14 protein-coding genes are annotated in these 15,262 nt (G+C 72.2%); 12 read left to right on the top strand and 2 right to left on the bottom strand.

Annotated elements, in window-relative coordinates; translation table 11 throughout:
- Positions 1-104 precede the first annotated feature (104 nt).
- From ACWCSD_RS00455 to ACWCSD_RS00400, 12 genes are all read left to right on the top strand, one after another.
- On the top strand, positions 105-482 hold the full coding sequence (locus ACWCSD_RS00455; protein ID WP_358290119.1) for a hypothetical protein: 378 nt from the start codon (positions 105-107) through the stop codon (positions 480-482).
- Positions 483-500: 18 nt separating this feature from the next.
- Positions 501-1,397, top strand: a complete 897-nt coding sequence (locus ACWCSD_RS00450; protein WP_449912173.1) for a DMT family transporter — start codon at positions 501-503, stop codon at positions 1,395-1,397.
- Positions 1,397-2,026 (top strand): GntR family transcriptional regulator, encoded by a 630-nt coding sequence (locus tag ACWCSD_RS00445; protein ID WP_358290759.1) that lies wholly within the window; start codon positions 1,397-1,399, stop codon positions 2,024-2,026. The genes ACWCSD_RS00450 and ACWCSD_RS00445 overlap by 1 nt, the downstream gene beginning before the upstream one ends.
- Before the next feature lie 72 nt (positions 2,027-2,098).
- Complete coding sequence (locus ACWCSD_RS00440) at positions 2,099-2,449, top strand: hypothetical protein (RefSeq protein WP_397154515.1); 351 nt, start codon at positions 2,099-2,101, stop codon at positions 2,447-2,449.
- 270 nt (positions 2,450-2,719) lie between these two features.
- Positions 2,720-4,174, top strand: coding sequence for a sugar transferase (locus ACWCSD_RS00435; protein ID WP_397154513.1), 1,455 nt, complete (start codon positions 2,720-2,722; stop codon positions 4,172-4,174).
- 2 nt (positions 4,175-4,176) lie between these two features.
- Complete coding sequence (locus ACWCSD_RS00430) at positions 4,177-5,244, top strand: glucose-1-phosphate thymidylyltransferase (RefSeq protein WP_397154511.1); 1,068 nt, start codon at positions 4,177-4,179, stop codon at positions 5,242-5,244.
- The gene (gene rfbB / locus ACWCSD_RS00425) at positions 5,241-6,170 is read left to right on the top strand and encodes a dTDP-glucose 4,6-dehydratase (RefSeq protein WP_352364744.1); all 930 of its coding nucleotides are present in this window, start codon (positions 5,241-5,243) and stop codon (positions 6,168-6,170) included. Before ACWCSD_RS00430 ends, rfbB begins: the two co-directional genes overlap by 4 nt.
- 13 nt (positions 6,171-6,183) lie before the next feature.
- Entirely contained in the window at positions 6,184-7,035 is an 852-nt protein-coding gene (gene rfbD, locus ACWCSD_RS00420) for a dTDP-4-dehydrorhamnose reductase (RefSeq protein ID WP_449912169.1), read from the top strand.
- The gene (locus tag ACWCSD_RS00415) at positions 7,020-7,979 is read left to right on the top strand and encodes an endonuclease/exonuclease/phosphatase family protein (protein ID WP_397154507.1); all 960 of its coding nucleotides are present in this window, start codon (positions 7,020-7,022) and stop codon (positions 7,977-7,979) included. Before rfbD ends, ACWCSD_RS00415 begins: the two co-directional genes overlap by 16 nt.
- Positions 7,980-8,031: 52 nt before the next feature.
- Complete coding sequence (locus ACWCSD_RS00410; RefSeq protein ID WP_449912167.1) at positions 8,032-8,802, top strand: WecB/TagA/CpsF family glycosyltransferase; 771 nt, start codon at positions 8,032-8,034, stop codon at positions 8,800-8,802.
- Positions 8,799-9,914: a hypothetical protein gene (locus ACWCSD_RS00405; RefSeq protein WP_449912165.1), complete on the top strand. Its 1,116-nt coding sequence runs from the start codon at positions 8,799-8,801 to the stop codon at positions 9,912-9,914. Before ACWCSD_RS00410 ends, ACWCSD_RS00405 begins: the two co-directional genes overlap by 4 nt.
- Before the next feature lie 69 nt (positions 9,915-9,983).
- On the top strand, positions 9,984-13,799 hold the full coding sequence (locus ACWCSD_RS00400) for a LamG-like jellyroll fold domain-containing protein (RefSeq protein ID WP_449912163.1): 3,816 nt from the start codon (positions 9,984-9,986) through the stop codon (positions 13,797-13,799).
- On the opposite strand, the gene ACWCSD_RS00395 is transcribed toward ACWCSD_RS00400, so the two are convergent.
- Entirely contained in the window at positions 13,796-14,626 is an 831-nt protein-coding gene (locus ACWCSD_RS00395; RefSeq protein ID WP_397154499.1) for a glycosyltransferase, read from the bottom strand. The genes ACWCSD_RS00400 and ACWCSD_RS00395 overlap by 4 nt on opposite strands.
- A complete protein-coding gene (gene rfbC, locus ACWCSD_RS00390) occupies positions 14,620-15,177 on the bottom strand; it encodes a dTDP-4-dehydrorhamnose 3,5-epimerase (RefSeq protein WP_387678202.1) in 558 nt (185 codons plus the stop codon). The genes ACWCSD_RS00395 and rfbC overlap by 7 nt, the downstream gene beginning before the upstream one ends.
- Positions 15,178-15,262: the final 85 nt, after the last annotated feature.

Raw genomic sequence — 15,262 nt, 5'->3', positions numbered from 1 at the left:
CGGCCGGGGAGCCCGGGAGGGCCGGGTGATCGGGTGCGCCACGTGGTGGCGGAGTGATCGGGTGCGCTGGTCACGTGGTGGCGGGGTGAACTACCCTTTTTCGGGTGGACAGCGAGAGCCGGGCCGCGGCCGGGCTGCTGGCGGCCCTGAGCAGGGCGGCCGAGATCCTCGCCGGCTTACGCCACCCTTTCGTGCGCAGCCGTCCCTTCTCCTGTTTCGTCCCGCCCTCGGGGGTGCGCACCGGCGCGGACTTCGTCCTCCCCGACGGCCGCGAGGTGCGCTTCGAGGTGTCCCTCACCGTCTCCGGCGACGCCTTCCACGTGGCGGGCGGGATCACCGCGGAGGGCGAGCCGCTGCTGGAGCTGCCGCGCCGAAGCCTGCCGAACGTGCACGACGCGCTCGCCGTCCTGGACGACTACGCGGGCGACGTCGCCGCCCCCGCTGACCGCATGCTGGACGGCCTGCTGGACGAAATTGTCTAATTGTCTGACAATGGCGGCATGAAGAACGGACCTCTCGCCGTCGTGGGCGCCTCCGCGCTCTGGGGCACCGCGGGCACCGCGGGGCTGCTGGTCTCGGCCGACTCCGTCGCCCTGGCCGCGGCCCGGTTGGTCATCGGCGGCGCCGCGCTCGGCCTGCTCGCGCGGGCCGGCGTCCGGCGGGCGTTCCGGCCGGTGCTGGTGCCGGCGGCCCTGGCGGTGGCGGCGTACCAGCTGTGCTTCTTCGCGGCGGTCGGCCGCACGGGCGTGGCCGTCGGCACGGTGGTCGCGATCGGCAGCGGGCCCGTGTTCACGGGCCTGCTGTCCTGGGTGCTGCACGGCCGGCGGCCGAGCGGGCGGTGGGCGCTGGCGACCACGGCGGCGGTCTGCGGGTGCGCGGCGCTGATCGGCGGCGGCGGCGCGCAGGCGGGCGGGCAGATGGTGTCGGGGGTGCTGTTCGCGCTGCTCGGCGGCCTGCTCTACGCCTTCTACGCGGTCTCCGCGGCCAGGGCCATCGAGAAGGGGGCCGAGTCGGACGCCGTGATGGGCGTGCTGTTCGGCGGCGCCGCCCTGGTCATGCTGCCGGTGCTGCTGGTCAACGGCGTCGGCTGGCTGGGGGAGCCGCGCGGGCTGCTCGCCGTGCTCTACCTGGGCCTCGGCACCACCGCGCTGTCCTACATCCTGTACGGGCGCGGCCTGCGCACCACGCCGGTCGCCACGGCCTCGACGCTGGCGCTGGCCGAGCCGGCCGTCGCCGCGCTGCTGGGCCTGCTGGTGCTGGGCGAGCGGCTGGCCCCGCTGTCGATCGCCGGGCTGGTGATGCTGGTGCTCGGGCTGGTGGCGGTGGCCGTGCCGGAACGCGGCAGAGCCCGGGGCAGCGAGCAGGGCAGGGAAACGGCACTAGCATCACAGCCGTGATGTTGCCCCTCAAACCCGTCTCCACGGTCGGCGCGCTCGCCGACGCCCTGCGCACCCGCGTGCTCTCCGGCGAGATCGCGCCGGGCACGCCGCTGCCCGAGCAGGAGATCGCCGCGTCGTACGGCGTGGCCAGGCCGACCGTGCGCGAGGCGCTGGCCGGCCTGGTGCACGAGGGACTGCTCAGACGGGAGCGCAACCGCAGCGCTTATGTCCCCGAGGTGACGATCTCGGACCTCCAGGACCTCATGTACGTGCGCCGCCCCCTGGAGGACCTGATGGCTCAGGCCGTGGCCGGCCGCCGGGTGCCCGACGCCGAGGCCGCGCTGCTCAGGTGGGCGGAGCTGCCGGCCGACGCGCCCTGGTCGGCGACCGTCGCCGAGCACATGGCCCTGCACGAGGCGCTGATCGAGGCGGCCGGCAGCCGGCGGCTCGAACGTCTCTACGCCACGCTCGCCGCCGAGACCAGGCTCGGCATGGTGCGCCTGCGCCAGGTCTACCGCGACCGGGACGTCCTGATCCGCGAGCACCGCGAGCTGCTCGACGCCATCGCGGCCGGCCCGGTGGAGGCGGCGCGGGCGGCCGTCGCGGCGCATCTCAGCCACAACTGGGGCAGTCCCGAGCTTCCTTGAACGGGTGGCTCATGTGCGTCATTGAGCGCGAACCCTTGCGGGACGGCCCCGGAACTCGCAAGAATCGCGGCCATGCACGGCAACCCGATGCCGGACTCCTACGTATATGTCACCGAAGAGGGCGTCACCCGCCACTACGCCGACGGCAGCGTCGAAGCCCTCGCGTGGGAGGACGTGGTGGAGGTCCGTGTCGCCACCGAATCCGGGGAAGACGTCCACTACATCCTGCTCGATCGGGACGGTGAAGGCTGCGTGGTGCCGCGTTCCGCGACCGATGCCACCTTTGTCGCCCGGCTACGCTACTTGCCCGATTTCGATCTCGACCGGCTGAACCTGGCCGCCGATTCCGTGCGTGACGGAGTTGTGGTCGTGTGGCGCAGCCCTGATCCGCCGTCCGCATTGCCGGACCTGGAGTACGACTAGCGGCTCCGCCTCCCGGTCACCTGGCGAAATGTCGCCATAAACCTCACATTTTCTCGCTCTGATGCTGCACTTTTGGATCGTTCCGTCAACCCCCGAAACCCCTAGATCGACGTCCGATTGTGGACATTTCCCGTTATTCCCCAGGTTGGAATCGATCTTTACTCTTTAGTGGGGGCCGCCGCCCTTGATAACGCATGGGTCATTGTCAACCTATGCGGCACAAGGAACGTCCTGTTATCGCGGTGAAAGCAGTTATCACAGGGTGGTGCTATGAGGGTGGGGACTGGGGAGTCCACTGCTGTGCTCCTCGAGGCCGCGCCACGCCTTGAGTCCAACATCTGGACCCGGGCGTATCTGCGGCTCCTGTTAGGCGGGGACACGGCGTGCGCGCTGTTCGCGTGCGCGTGCGTGCTGGGCGTACGCCTGGCCTCCGGCGTGTACGTGCCGATCGCCGAGTACGTGCTCGGGCTCGGCCTGCTCGTCGTCTGGCCGGTCGCGCTCATGATGGCGGGCGCGTACCGTCAGCGCGCCAACGGCGAGGGCACCGAGGAGTTCAAGGCCGTCTTCACCGGCGGCATCGGGCTGATGGCCACCACGGCCATCCTGGCCTACGCCACGCAGACGGCCATCGCGCGCAGCTTCGTCATGGCGATGCTGCCGCTGGTGCTGCTGGCCACGCTCTACTTCCGCTACCGCATGCGCAAGCGGCTTCATCGCAGGCGGGCGATCGGCGAGTACATGCGGCAGGTGATCGCGGTCGGGCACCGGGAGTCGATCCTCGACCTCGTCGTGCAGTTCCGCCGCCAGCCGCACCACGGCATGCAGGTGGTGGGCGCCTGCCTGCCGCACGACACGCTCGACGTCGACCTCGACGGCATCCCCGTGATGGGCTCCTTCGGCGACGTCGCCGAGGTCGTGGCCCATTCGCGGGCCGACGCGGTGGCCGTCCTGGCCTGTCCCGAGCTGGACGGCGCGGCGCTGCGCCGGCTGGCCTGGAGCTTGGAGACCGCGCGCACCGACCTGTTCGTCGCGCCCGCGCTCATGGACGTCGCCGGCCCGCGCATCAGCATCAGGCCGGTGGCCGGGATGCCGCTGCTGCACGTCGAGCACCCGGAGTTCGACGGCACCCGGCAGCTCGTGAAGGCGGCCTTCGACCGGCTGGTGGCCGGCGCGGCCCTGCTCGTGCTCGCGCTGCCGCTGCTGACGCTCGCCCTGGTGATCAGGCTCACCAGCCGGGGGCCCGCGCTGTTCCACCAGACCAGGGTGGGCAGGGGCGGCCGGGAGTTCCGGGTGGTGAAGTTCCGCACGATGGTGGTGGACGCCGAACGGCTCAAGCACCAGCTTCTCGCGGCGAACGAGTTCGACGGCGTGCTGTTCAAGATAAGGAACGATCCAAGGATCACCCGCGTCGGCGCGTTCCTGCGCCGCTACTCGCTGGACGAGCTGCCGCAGCTGCTCAACGTCATCCGTGGTGAGATGTCCCTCGTCGGCCCCCGGCCGCCGCTGCCGGAGGAGGTCGCCAGGTACGGCGCCGACGTGCGCCGCCGTCTGGTGGTCAAGCCGGGCATGACCGGCCTCTGGCAGGTCAGCGGGCGCTCCGATCTGACGTGGGAGGAATCCGTCCGGCTCGACCTGCGCTACGTGGAGAACTGGTCACTCCTGCTCGACCTGCAGATCCTGTGGAAGACCTGGTCCGTCGTCACCCGTGGAGAAGGGGCTTACTAGCAGTGAAGGCACTCGTGCTCGCCGGAGGGTCGGGCACACGGCTCCGGCCCATCACGCACACCTCGGCCAAGCAGCTGGTCCCCGTCGCCAACAAGCCGGTCCTGTTCTACGGGCTGGAGGCCATCGCGGCGGCCGGGATCCGGGAGCTCGGCCTGGTGGTCGGGGACACGCAGGCGGAGATCGAGACGGCCGTGGGGGACGGCTCGGCGTTCGGGCTGCAGGTCACCTACCTCCGCCAGGAGGCGCCGCTCGGGCTGGCCCACGGCGTGCTGATCGCCCGCGAGTTCCTCGGCGACGACGACTTCGTCATGTACCTGGGCGACAACTTCGTCGTCGGCGGCATCAACGACCTGGTGGACCGGTTCGCCAGGGAGCGGCCCGCCGCGCAGATCATGCTGACCAGGGTCGGCGATCCCGGCCAGTTCGGGGTCGCCGAGCTGGACGCGAAGGGCCGGGTGGTCGGTCTGGAGGAGAAGCCGGCCCGGCCCAAGAGCGACCTGGCGCTGGTCGGCGTGTACCTGTTCAGCCCGGCGATCCACGCCGCCGTCGCCGAGCTCAAGCCGTCGTGGCGGGGAGAGCTGGAGATCACCGACGCCATCCAGTGGCTGATCGAGGCCGGGCTGCGCGTGGAGTCGTCGGTGATCTCGGGATACTGGAAGGACACCGGCAACGTCACCGACATGCTGGAGGTCAACCGGCTGGTCCTGGAGTCGGTCGAGCCCGGCGTGCGCGGGCGGGTCGACGAGGCCAGCGAGCTGATCGGCCGGGTCGTGGTCGAGCCGGACGCGGTGGTCGAGCGCTCCCGCGTGGTCGGCCCGGCGATCATCGGCCGGGGAGCGCGCGTCCAGGACAGCTACGTCGGGCCGTTCACCTCGGTCGGCGCGTCGTGCGTGGTCACCGGCAGCGAGATCGAATACTCGATCCTGCTGCCCCGGGCGTCCATCGACGGCGTCGGCCGGATCGAGGCGTCACTGATCGGCCACGACGTCGAGGTCACCCGAGCGCCCAACACGCCCAGAGCCCACCGTCTCGTGCTGGGCGATCACAGCAAGGTACAGATCACTACATGACAAGAATTCTGGTGACCGGCGGCGCGGGATTCATCGGCTCCCACTTCGTCCGGGGGCTGCACGACGCGTACGTCACGGTCCTCGACAAGCTCACCTACGCGGGGAACCGGGCCAACCTCGAAGGGGTGCGGCACGAGTTCGTCCACGGCGACATCTGCGACGCCGAGCTGCTGCGCGAGGTCGTCCCCGGGCACGACCTGGTGGTGAACTTCGCCGCCGAGTCCCACGTCGACCGGTCGATCGAGGGCGCCGCCGCCGAGTTCATGCGGACCAACGTGCTCGGCACCCAGACGCTGCTGCAGGCGTGCCTGGAGGCGGGCACGCCCAAGGTCGTCCAGGTCTCGACGGACGAGGTCTACGGGTCGATCGACATCGGCTCCTGGGACGAGTCCGCGCCGGTGCGCCCGCGTTCGCCGTACGCGGCCAGCAAGGCGGGCGGCGACCTGATCGCCCGCTCGTACGCGATCACCTACGGCCTGAACGTGTCGATCACCCGCTGCGGCAACAACTACGGCCCCCGGCAGTACCCGGAGAAGCTGATCCCGCTGTTCGTCACGAACCTGCTGCGCGGCCGCCCGGTCCCGCTGTACGGCGACGGCGGGAACGTGCGCGACTGGATCCACGCCGAGGACCACTGCGCCGGCATCCGCCTGGTCGCCGAGAAGGGCGAACCCGGCGAGATCTACCACATCGCCGGCACCGCCGAGCTGACGAACAAGGAGCTGACCGCCCGCCTGCTCGAAGCCTGCGGCCGCGACTGGGACTCGGTGCGCCACGTCGAGGACCGCAAGGGCCACGACCGCCGGTACTCCCTGGACGACAGCAAGCTGCGCAAGCTCGGCTACCGCCCGGAGATCCCGTTCGACCAGGGGTTGAAGGACACCATCCGCTGGTACGCCGAGCACCGCGACTGGTGGCCCGCGTGACCGGGCGCCTGCCATGAGGTGGCTCGTCACGGGCGGCGGCGGGATGCTGGCCGCCGACGTCCTGGAACGGGCCGCGCTGACCGGCGAGCCGGTGCTCGCGCTCGCCCGGTCCGAGCTCGACCTGTGCGACCGGCGCGCGGTGCGCGACTTCGTCGCCGCCTACCGGCCGGGCGTGGTGGTCAACTGCGCCGCCTGGACCGCCGTGGACGACGCCGAGACCCACGAGGACGAGGCACTGGAGATCAACGGGCACGCGGTGGGCTGGCTGGCCGCGAGCTGCGCGCGGGCCGGGGCGCGGCTCGTGCACGTCTCCACCGACTACGTCTTCGACGGCACCGCGCCGGGCCCGTACCCGGAGGACGCGCCGACCGCGCCGGTGAACGCGTACGGCAGGACCAAGCTCGCCGGCGAGCGGGCGGCGCTGGAGCACGGGCACCACGTGGTGCGCAGCGCCTGGCTGTACGGCGCGGCCGGCCCCAACTTCGTCCGGACCATGATCAGGCTGGCGGCCGAGCGCGACACCGTGGACGTGGTCGACGACCAGCACGGCCAGCCGACGTGGACCGCCGACCTGGCCGACTATCTGGTACGGCTGGCGCGCTCCGAGCTGCCGCCGGGCGTCTACCACGGCACCAGCTCCGGGGAGACGACATGGTGCGGCCTGGCCAAGGAGATCTTCACGCTGCTCGGCCTGGACCCGGACCGGGTGCGCCCGGTGAGCTCGGCGGGCTTCCCCCGGCCGGCCCGGCGGCCGGCCAACAGCGTGCTCGCGCACACGAAGGGAGAGCCGATCCGGCACTGGCGCCAGGCGCTGCGCGCGGCCTGGCCGGTGCTGACCCGCGGGCGCCGGTGCGGCGTCGCGTAGGCGGCGCGGTGCTGTGGATCATGGTGGCGGGCCTCGCGGGCTGGGCGGGGCTGCGGCTGCTCGGGTGGGAGCCGAAGTTCCTGTGGTCGCAGCTCGTGTCGTTCACGCCGTACGCGGCGGCGTTGTCGGTGGTGCCGCTGGCGTTCGCGCTCTACCTGCGCGCCGGGGCGCTGATCGCCGCCGCGCTCGCCGTGACCTGCGCGTTCGCGGTGGCCGTCGTGCCGCGCGCGGTGCCCGAAGGCAACCCGCCGGCCGCCGGGCCGGTGCTGCGGGTGCTGGCGGTCAACCTGCTGCACTCCTCCGTGCTGCCGCCGGTGCTGGTGGAGACGGTCGAGCGCGAGCGGCCCGACGTGCTGCACCTGCTGGAGTTCACCGGCCTGATGCGGGAGCGGGTGGAGGAGCTGGGGCTGACGCGGCTGCTGCCGTACCGGATCGTGCTGCCGGGGGAGGACTCGTCGGGGGCGGCGATCTACTCGCGGTACCCGTTGCGGGCCGCGGACTCGCCGATCGCGGCGCCGCCCTTCGAGGAGAGCCCGCGCCACCTGCCCGCCGTCGTCACGCTGCCGGGCGGGCGGGAGGCCGAGATCGTCGCCGTGCACGCGTGCGCGCCCTCGGAGGGCTGGCGCACGGCCTGCTGGGCGTCGAGCATCCGGGCGCTGCCGCCCGCCGGCGGCCGCCTGCGGATCCTGGCCGGGGACTTCAACTCCACGCTCGACCACGCGGTGCTGCGCGACCTGATCGCCACCGGCTACCGGGACGCCGCCGACGTCACCGGAAAGGGGCTCTCCATGACCTGGCCCTACTACGAGCAGCCGCGGCTGTTCCCGAAGGTGGCCATCGACCACGTGCTGGCCGACCGGCGGATCGCGGTCCGGAGCTTCCAGACCCTGCGGGTGCCGCGGACCGACCACCGGGCCACGCTCACCGAGCTGGTCCTTCCTTGATGTGACGTTTCCGGAGCTGAGACCGATATGTCATGGACACCCAGGGGGACGGATGACGAGGTTGCCGGAGCGGAAGACGGTGTTCGGCACCGTGCTGGACGCCCTCACCATGAACCAGGTGATCGCCCGCTGCGTGGCGGCCGTCGCGGAGGGCGGCAGGCTGACCATCGGCGTGGTGAACGCCGCCAAGGTCGTCAACATGCGCGCGGACGCCGCCCTGCGCCAGTCGGTGCTGGACAGCGACCTCGTGCTGGCCGACGGGCAGGCGGTGGTCTGGGCGGCGCGGGCGCTCGGTCACCGGATCCCCGAGCGGGTGGCGGGCATCGACCTGTTCACCGAGCTGATGGCCGAGGGCGACCGGCGCGGCTACCGGGCGTACTTCCTGGGCGCGACCGGTGAGGTGCTGGCCGGGGTGCTGGACGAGGTGCGCACCCGCTACCCGGGGCTGGCCGTCGCCGGCTCCCGCGACGGCTACTTCGCGCCGGAGGAGTCGGCCGAGGTCGCCGCCGAGATCGCCGCCTCGCGGGCCGACCTGCTGTTCCTGGGCATCACCTCGCCGAAGAAGGAGATCTTCATCCGCGAGTGGGGCGAGCGCACCGGGGCGCGGATCATCCACGGCGTGGGCGGCTCGTTCGACGTGCTGGCCGGGCGTACCCGCAGGGCGCCGGTGCGCTGGCAGCGATTAGGGCTGGAGTGGCTCTACCGCATGCTCCAGGAGCCGCTGCGGCTCGGGCCGCGCTACGTGCGCACCAACGGCAGTTTCCTGCTCCTGGTGGTCAGGGAGTGGGCCGGTGTCAGACGCAGGATCGAGGAGACGACGTGACGGATCACCGGATCGCTCTGCTGAGCTCCGGCCACCAGGACTTCGTGCGGGGCATGCTGGACCTGTCGGTACGCGGCCTGCCCCCCGGCTACGCCGACGGCGGCTTCGTCTTCACCCGCCGGGGCCGGCGACAGCCCGACGGCACGTGGACGGCCGTGCCCGAGGGGCGCAGCATCCGCTACTCCGCGATCGTCGCGCTCGGCGTGGCCACCCTGGAGGAGGCCCGGCAGCGGGCGGCGCTGGCCGGCGACGACGTCCTCGACCTGGTGGGGAACCTGGTCAAGCGGCTTCCAGAGGTGAGCGGCGCCGGCGACGCGGCGCTGATCTGCTGGGCGGCGGCCGAGGCCGGGCACGCCGACCTCGACCTGGCCCTGAGCCGCCTGGCCGAGCTGGACGCGGGTGGGCAGATCCACACCGTCGAGGCGGCGTGGGTGCTGGCCGCCCTGGTCGCGGCCGGGGTGCGCGACGGCCGGGCCGAACGCGCCCGCGAGCGGCTGCTCGGCGGGCTGGCCGGCAACCGGCTCTACCCGCACGCGCTCGGCCGCGGCCCGCTGGTGCCGCGCTACCGGGCCCACGTGGGCTGCTTCGCCGACCAGGTCTACCCGCTGCAGGCGCTGGCCCGGCTGCACGCCGCCACCGGGGACGCCGAGGCGCTGCGGGCCGCCGAGCAGGTGGCCGCGGGCATCTGCCGGGCGCAGGGGCCGGAGGGGGAGTGGTGGTGGCACTACGACGCCCGTACCGGCTCGGTGGTGGAGGGGTATCCGGTGTACAGCGTGCACCAGCTCTCCATGGGGCCGATGGCGCTGCTGGACCTGGCCGACGCGGGCGGCACGGCGTACGTGGCGGAGATCTCCAAGGGGCTCGACTGGATGATCGAGCGGCCCTCGTTCGTGCTCGACGACCTGGCGCTGACCTGGCGGAAGGAGGCCAGGGCCGATCCGCGCAAGCTGGTGCGCGGGCTGCGGGCGATGGCGACGGGGGTGCACAAGGAGATGCGGCTCGGCGTCCTGGACCGGGTCTACCCGCCGGTCGCCGTGGACCGGGAGTGCCGGCCGTACGAGCTGGGGTGGTTGCTGTACGCGTGGCTGGCCAGATGCGGACAAAGCGCGTGACTTAGCCCTGGATCGGTGCGATAGATCGATCCAGGGCTCGGGGGATTTTTCCGTTTCAAGGGGGTTCCCGTGTTACGGCGGCTTCGCCATGCGCTTTTTTCCGTCCTGCTGATCACGACCGGGCTGGCGATCGTCGCGCCGCCGCCCGCGCAGGCACTGCCGGGCAGCTTCCAAAGACAGGTGGTCTTCAGCGGCCTGACCAATCCGACCAACATCGAGTTCGCCTCGGACGGCCGGGTGTTCGTCGCCGAGAAGAGCGGCCTGATCAAGGTCTTCGACTCACTCACCGACACCACGCCGACGATCTACGCCGACCTGCGCACGCAGGTGCACAACTTCTGGGACCGCGGGCTCCTCGGCCTGGCCCTGCACCCGGACTTCCCGGCCGACCCGCGCATCTACGTGCTGTACTCCTACGACGCGGTGCCCGGCGGCAGCGCGCCGCGCTGGGGCGCCGCGGGCGTGAGCGCCGACCCGTGCCCGACCCCGCCCGGCGCGACCGGTGACGGCTGCCTGATCACCGGGCGGTTGTCCGTGCTGGCGCCCTCGGGCGGCTCGGTCGCCGAGACGCCGCTGATCACCGGCTGGTGCCAGCAGCACCCCAGCCACTCCGTCGGCGACCTGGCGTTCGGCCCCGACGGCATGCTCTACGCCAGCGGCGGCGACGGCGCCAGCTTCAACTTCGCCGACTACGGCCAGGACAACGTGACCAGCTCCGACGTCACGCCGGACAACCCCTGCGGCGACCCGCCCTCGCCCGTGGGCACCGCGCTCAGCCCGCCGGCCGCCGAGGGCGGCGCGCTGCGCTCGCAGGACCTGCGCACCGGCGGCGACCCGGCGGGCCTGAACGGCAGCATCATCAGGGTCGATCCGGACACCGGCGCGGCCGCCCCCGGCAACCCGAACGCGGGCAGCAGCGACCCCAACGCGGCCAGGATCATCGCCTACGGCCAGCGCAACCCGTTCCGCATCACCGTACGGCCCGGCACGAACGAGATCTGGGCGGGCGAGGTCGGCTGGAACACCTACGAGGAGATCAACCGGATCGCCTCGCCCACCGGCCCGGTCAGCAACTTCGGCTGGCCCTGCTACGAGGGCCCGGCCCGGCAGGGCGGCTACGACAACCTGAACCTGACGCTCTGCGAGAACCTGTACGCGGCGGGCCCGTCGGCCGTGACGCAGCCGTACTTCGCCTGGAACCACGCCTCCAAGCCCGCGCCGAACGACCCGTGCCCGTCAGGCGGATCGTCCTCCAGCGGCGTCGCGTTCTACGAGGGCGGCTCCTACCCGCACGCCTACGACGGCGCGCTGTTCTTCTCCGACTTCAGCAGGTCGTGCGTCTGGGTCATGACCAAGGGCGCGAACGGCCTGCCCGACCCGGCCACGGTGACCACGTTCGACTCCGGGATGCCCGCCGTGGAGGTGCAGACCGGCCCCGGCGGCGACCTGTTCGCGGTCGACTACACCAACGGGCAGATCGTCCGCTACATCTACGCCAACCACCCGCCGTCGGCCGTCATCAGGGCGAGCGCCACCGCCGGCGTCGAACCCCTCACGGTGAACTTCACCGCCGCCGACTCCAGCGACGCCGACGGCGACCCGCTGACCTTCCAGTGGGACCTGGACGGCGACGGCGAGCTCGACGACTCCACCGCGACCGCGCCGTCCTTCACCTACAGCCAGCGCGGCTCCTACGTCGTGCGGCTGCGGGCGAGCGACGGCCATGGTGGGCAGGGGGACGCCACCGTCACGATCAACGTGGGCAACACCTCGCCGCAGGCGACGATCAACACGCCGTCCACCGGGCTCACCTGGGCGGTCGGCGACACGATCGCCTACTCGGGCTCCGCCACCGACGCCCAGGAGGGGACCATCCCCGGCTCGCGGATGGTGTGGAAGCTGAGCCTGATGCACTGCCCGCTCACCTGCCACGAGCACGAGATCACCTCGACCACCGGCACCAGCGGCACGTTCGTCGCGCCCGACCACGAATACCCCTCCTACCTGAAGCTCTCCCTGACCGCGACGGACGCGCAGGGCCTCACCGACATCAAGAGCGTGGTGCTGCAGCCGAAGACGGTGAACGTCGGCTTCGAGACCTCGCCTTCCGGCCTGCAGATCGGCTTCAACAGCGAGCAGTCCGTGACCCCCTTCACCAGGACGGTGATCGTGGGCTCCCACAACTCGATCTCCGCGCCGTCGCCGCAGAGCGCGGACGGCTTCACCCACACCTTCGCCTCCTGGTCCGACGGCGGCGCGGTCAGCCACGACATCACCGCCCCGGCCACCGGCGTGACCTACACGGCCACCTTCGAGCGGGCCCAGGGGCCCGACGGGCTGGTGGCCGCGTACGGGATGAACGAGGGCGCGGGCACGGCGGTCGCCGACTCCTCCGGCAAGGGCAACGCCGGGACGGCGGCGAGCACCACGTGGAGCACGAGCGGCAGGTTCGGCAAGGCGTTGTCGTTCGACGGCACGTCGAGCTGGGTGACCGTGGCCGACTCGGCCTCGCTGCACCTGACCGGCGGGATGACGCTGGAGGCGTGGGTGCGCCCGACCAGCGTGACGGGCTGGCGGACGGTGCTGATGAAGGAGTTCGGCGCCGACCTGGACTGGGCGCTCATGGCCAGCGGCGGCAGCGGCCCGGCGGCGTTCGTCCACACCTTCGCGGGTACGAACGCGCAGGCGCCGGGCAACCTGCCGCTGAACACGTGGAGCCACGTGGCGGCGACCTACGAGGGCAGCCGGCTGCGGCTGTACGTGAACGGCAGCGAGGTGGGCGGCACCTCGATGTACGGCAACCTGCGCACCGGGACGGGCCCGCTGCGGATCGGCGGGAACAGCGGCTCCGGCGAGCACTTCAGCGGCCTGATCGACGAGGTGCGGATCTACGACCGGGCGCTCACCCCGGCGCAGATCGCCACCGACATGAACACCCCCGTCGGCCCCCAGGGACCGCCCGACACCACGCCGCCGACCGCGCCCGGCCCGCTGACCGCGACCGGCGGCCCGGGCAGCGCGCAGCTCGTCTGGACGCCCGCGACCGACAACGTCGGGGTGACCGGGTACACCGTCCACCGCTCCTCGACCGCGGGGTTCACCCCGTCGGGGGCCAACCAGGTGGGCTCGACCGGCGGGCCGGCGTTCGTCGACTCGGGGGTCGCGCCGGGCACGTACTACTACCGGGTGGTGGCCTTCGACGCCGCCAGCAACACCGGGCCGCCGTCCAACGAGGTGTCGGCGGTCGTGACCCAGCCGCCCGCCGTCAGCGGCCTGGTGGCCGCGTACGGCATGAACGCGAGCAGCGGCACGGCCGTCGCCGACTCCTCCGGCGCCGGCAACAACGGCACCGCCACCGCGGCGACCTGGGTGGCCGGCAAGTACGGCCAGGCGTTGTCGTTCAACGGCACGTCGAGCTGGGTGACCGTGGCCGACTCCGCCTCGCTGCACCTGACCGACGCCATGACGCTGGAGGCGTGGGTGCGCCCGTCCAGCATGGACGGCTGGCGGACGGTGCTGATGAAGGAGTTCGGCGCGGACCTCGCCTGGGCGATCATGAGCAGCGGCAGCAACGGCAGCCCGTCGGCCTTCATCCACACCTCCTCGGGGGTGAACGCTCAGGCGCCGAACTACCTGACGTTGAACGCCTGGAGCCACGTGGCCGCCACCTACGACGGCTCCACGCTGCGGTTCTACGTCAACGGCGTGGAGGTGGCCACCAACCCCACGGGCGGCGACCTGCGCATCGGTACGAGCCCGCTGCGGATCGGCGGGAACAGCGGTTCGGGTGACTACTTCAGCGGCCTGATCGACGAGGTGCGGATCTACAACAAGGTGCTCACCCGGGCCCAGATCGGCACCGACATGAACACGCCGGTCAGCTAGCTCCGGCTGCTCTCGTCGCGCAGCCAGGTGGTGTAGTCGCCCGCGCGGATCGCGCGGGCGGCCCGCCGCCTGGCCAGCACGGCCATCGCGGCGAAGACCACCGCCGCGCCCGCCAGGCGCGGCTCCTTCGCCACGATGGCCGCCAGGTCGCGCGGGCCGGTGCGCTCGCCCGCGCCGGCCGAGGTCCGCTCCAGCTCGGTGACGCTGGTCATGGCGCGGACCCGGCGGCGCAGCAGGTCGGCGACCGTGCGCGGCGGATGGATCACCACGCGGGCGGTGCCGACGATCACGCGTTCGCCGGGCGTGAACGCCAGCGAGGCGGTCAGGTCGTCGGCCATCACCGGCGGCAGCGCGCGCAGCCGCTCGTTGCCCGCGCCGTTCACCGCGATCACGCCCCGGGCGAACAGCCCGGCGCGGACGTGCGGCAGCCGCGTCCAGATCGCGTAGTAGGCGCGCACCGGCCACGGGCGGTCGGCCAGCGTCAGGTCCCGCTCCGGCGCGGCGGCGAGCGGCCCGTCCGGCGCGGCCAGCACGGCCGCCAGCGCGCGCGCCGAGGCCGTGCTGAGCTCGATGTCGGCGTCCACGTACAGGCGGGGGTAGCCGCGGGCGGCCGCGTCGCCCAGGCGCAGCGCCGCGCTCTTGGACGGGACGGGCGTGGTCAGCACCCGGACGTCGTACGGCCGGGCCACCTCCGCCGTGCCGTCGGTGCAGCCGTTGGCCACGACCACCACGTCGAACTCGCCGGGCGCAGCGTCGCCGAGCAGGCCGTCCAGCAGCCGGCCGAGCACCTTGGCCTCGTTGTGGGCCGGGATCACGACGCTCACCACGACGGGAGGATCCCCGCGTCGCGGGCCTGCTTGAGCGTGGGGGCGGCGGCGTCCTTCGCCGACAGGACCGGCTCCACGTCGATCGGCCACTCGATGGCGAGGTCGGGGTCGAGCGGGTGGATGCCGTGCTCGTGGGCCGGGTCGTACGGGGAGGAGCAGAGGTAGACGACCGTGGCCGACTCGCTGAGGGCCATGAAGCCATGACCCAACCCCTCGGTCAGGAAGATGCCCTGGCGCGAGACGTCGTCCAGCCGCACCGCCTCCCACCGCCCGTACGTCGGCGAGCCCACGCGGACGTCCACCACGACGTCCAGGGCCTCGCCCGCCACGCACATGACGTATTTGGCCTGGCCGGGCGGCACGTCGGCGAAGTGGATGCCGCGCAGCACGCCCCGGCCGGAGACCGAGCAGTTGACCTGGGCCAGCTCGATCGAGCGCCCTGTCGCCTCCCGCAGGTCGGCGGCGCGGAAGCTTTCCAGGAAAACGCCCCGGGGATCGCTGAGGATGCGGGGGGTGTAGAGCAATGCTCCATCGATGCTCAGGCGTTTCATGAAGACACTTGTAACACTCATTGCCGCTCACCCGAAGTATGGCTGTGGGTTTCCAAAGGGGGAAATCTTGTCATTTCTGGGTGGG

It is taken from the genome of Nonomuraea sp. NPDC001684 (assembly GCF_053596515.1).
The sequence above is the reverse complement of the archived record's forward strand: the minus strand, read 5'-3'. Positions and strand labels throughout refer to the sequence as shown.

Excerpts from the sequence above, each read along its gene's own strand:
- ACWCSD_RS00445 (WP_358290759.1), top strand. The coding sequence starts at position 1,397 with ATGTTGCCCCTCAAACCCGTCTCCACGGTCGGCGCGCTCGCCGACGCC.
- rfbB (WP_352364744.1), top strand. The coding sequence starts at position 5,241 with ATGACAAGAATTCTGGTGACCGGCGGCGCGGGATTCATCGGCTCCCAC.
- ACWCSD_RS00410 (WP_449912167.1), top strand. The coding sequence starts at position 8,032 with ATGACGAGGTTGCCGGAGCGGAAGACGGTGTTCGGCACCGTGCTGGAC.
- rfbC (WP_387678202.1), bottom strand. The coding sequence starts at position 15,177 with ATGAAACGCCTGAGCATCGATGGAGCATTGCTCTACACCCCCCGCATC.
- ACWCSD_RS00440 (WP_397154515.1), top strand. The coding sequence starts at position 2,099 with ATGCACGGCAACCCGATGCCGGACTCCTACGTATATGTCACCGAAGAG.
- rfbD (WP_449912169.1), top strand. The coding sequence starts at position 6,184 with ATGAGGTGGCTCGTCACGGGCGGCGGCGGGATGCTGGCCGCCGACGTC.
- ACWCSD_RS00435 (WP_397154513.1), top strand. The coding sequence starts at position 2,720 with ATGAGGGTGGGGACTGGGGAGTCCACTGCTGTGCTCCTCGAGGCCGCG.
- ACWCSD_RS00450 (WP_449912173.1), top strand. The coding sequence starts at position 501 with ATGAAGAACGGACCTCTCGCCGTCGTGGGCGCCTCCGCGCTCTGGGGC.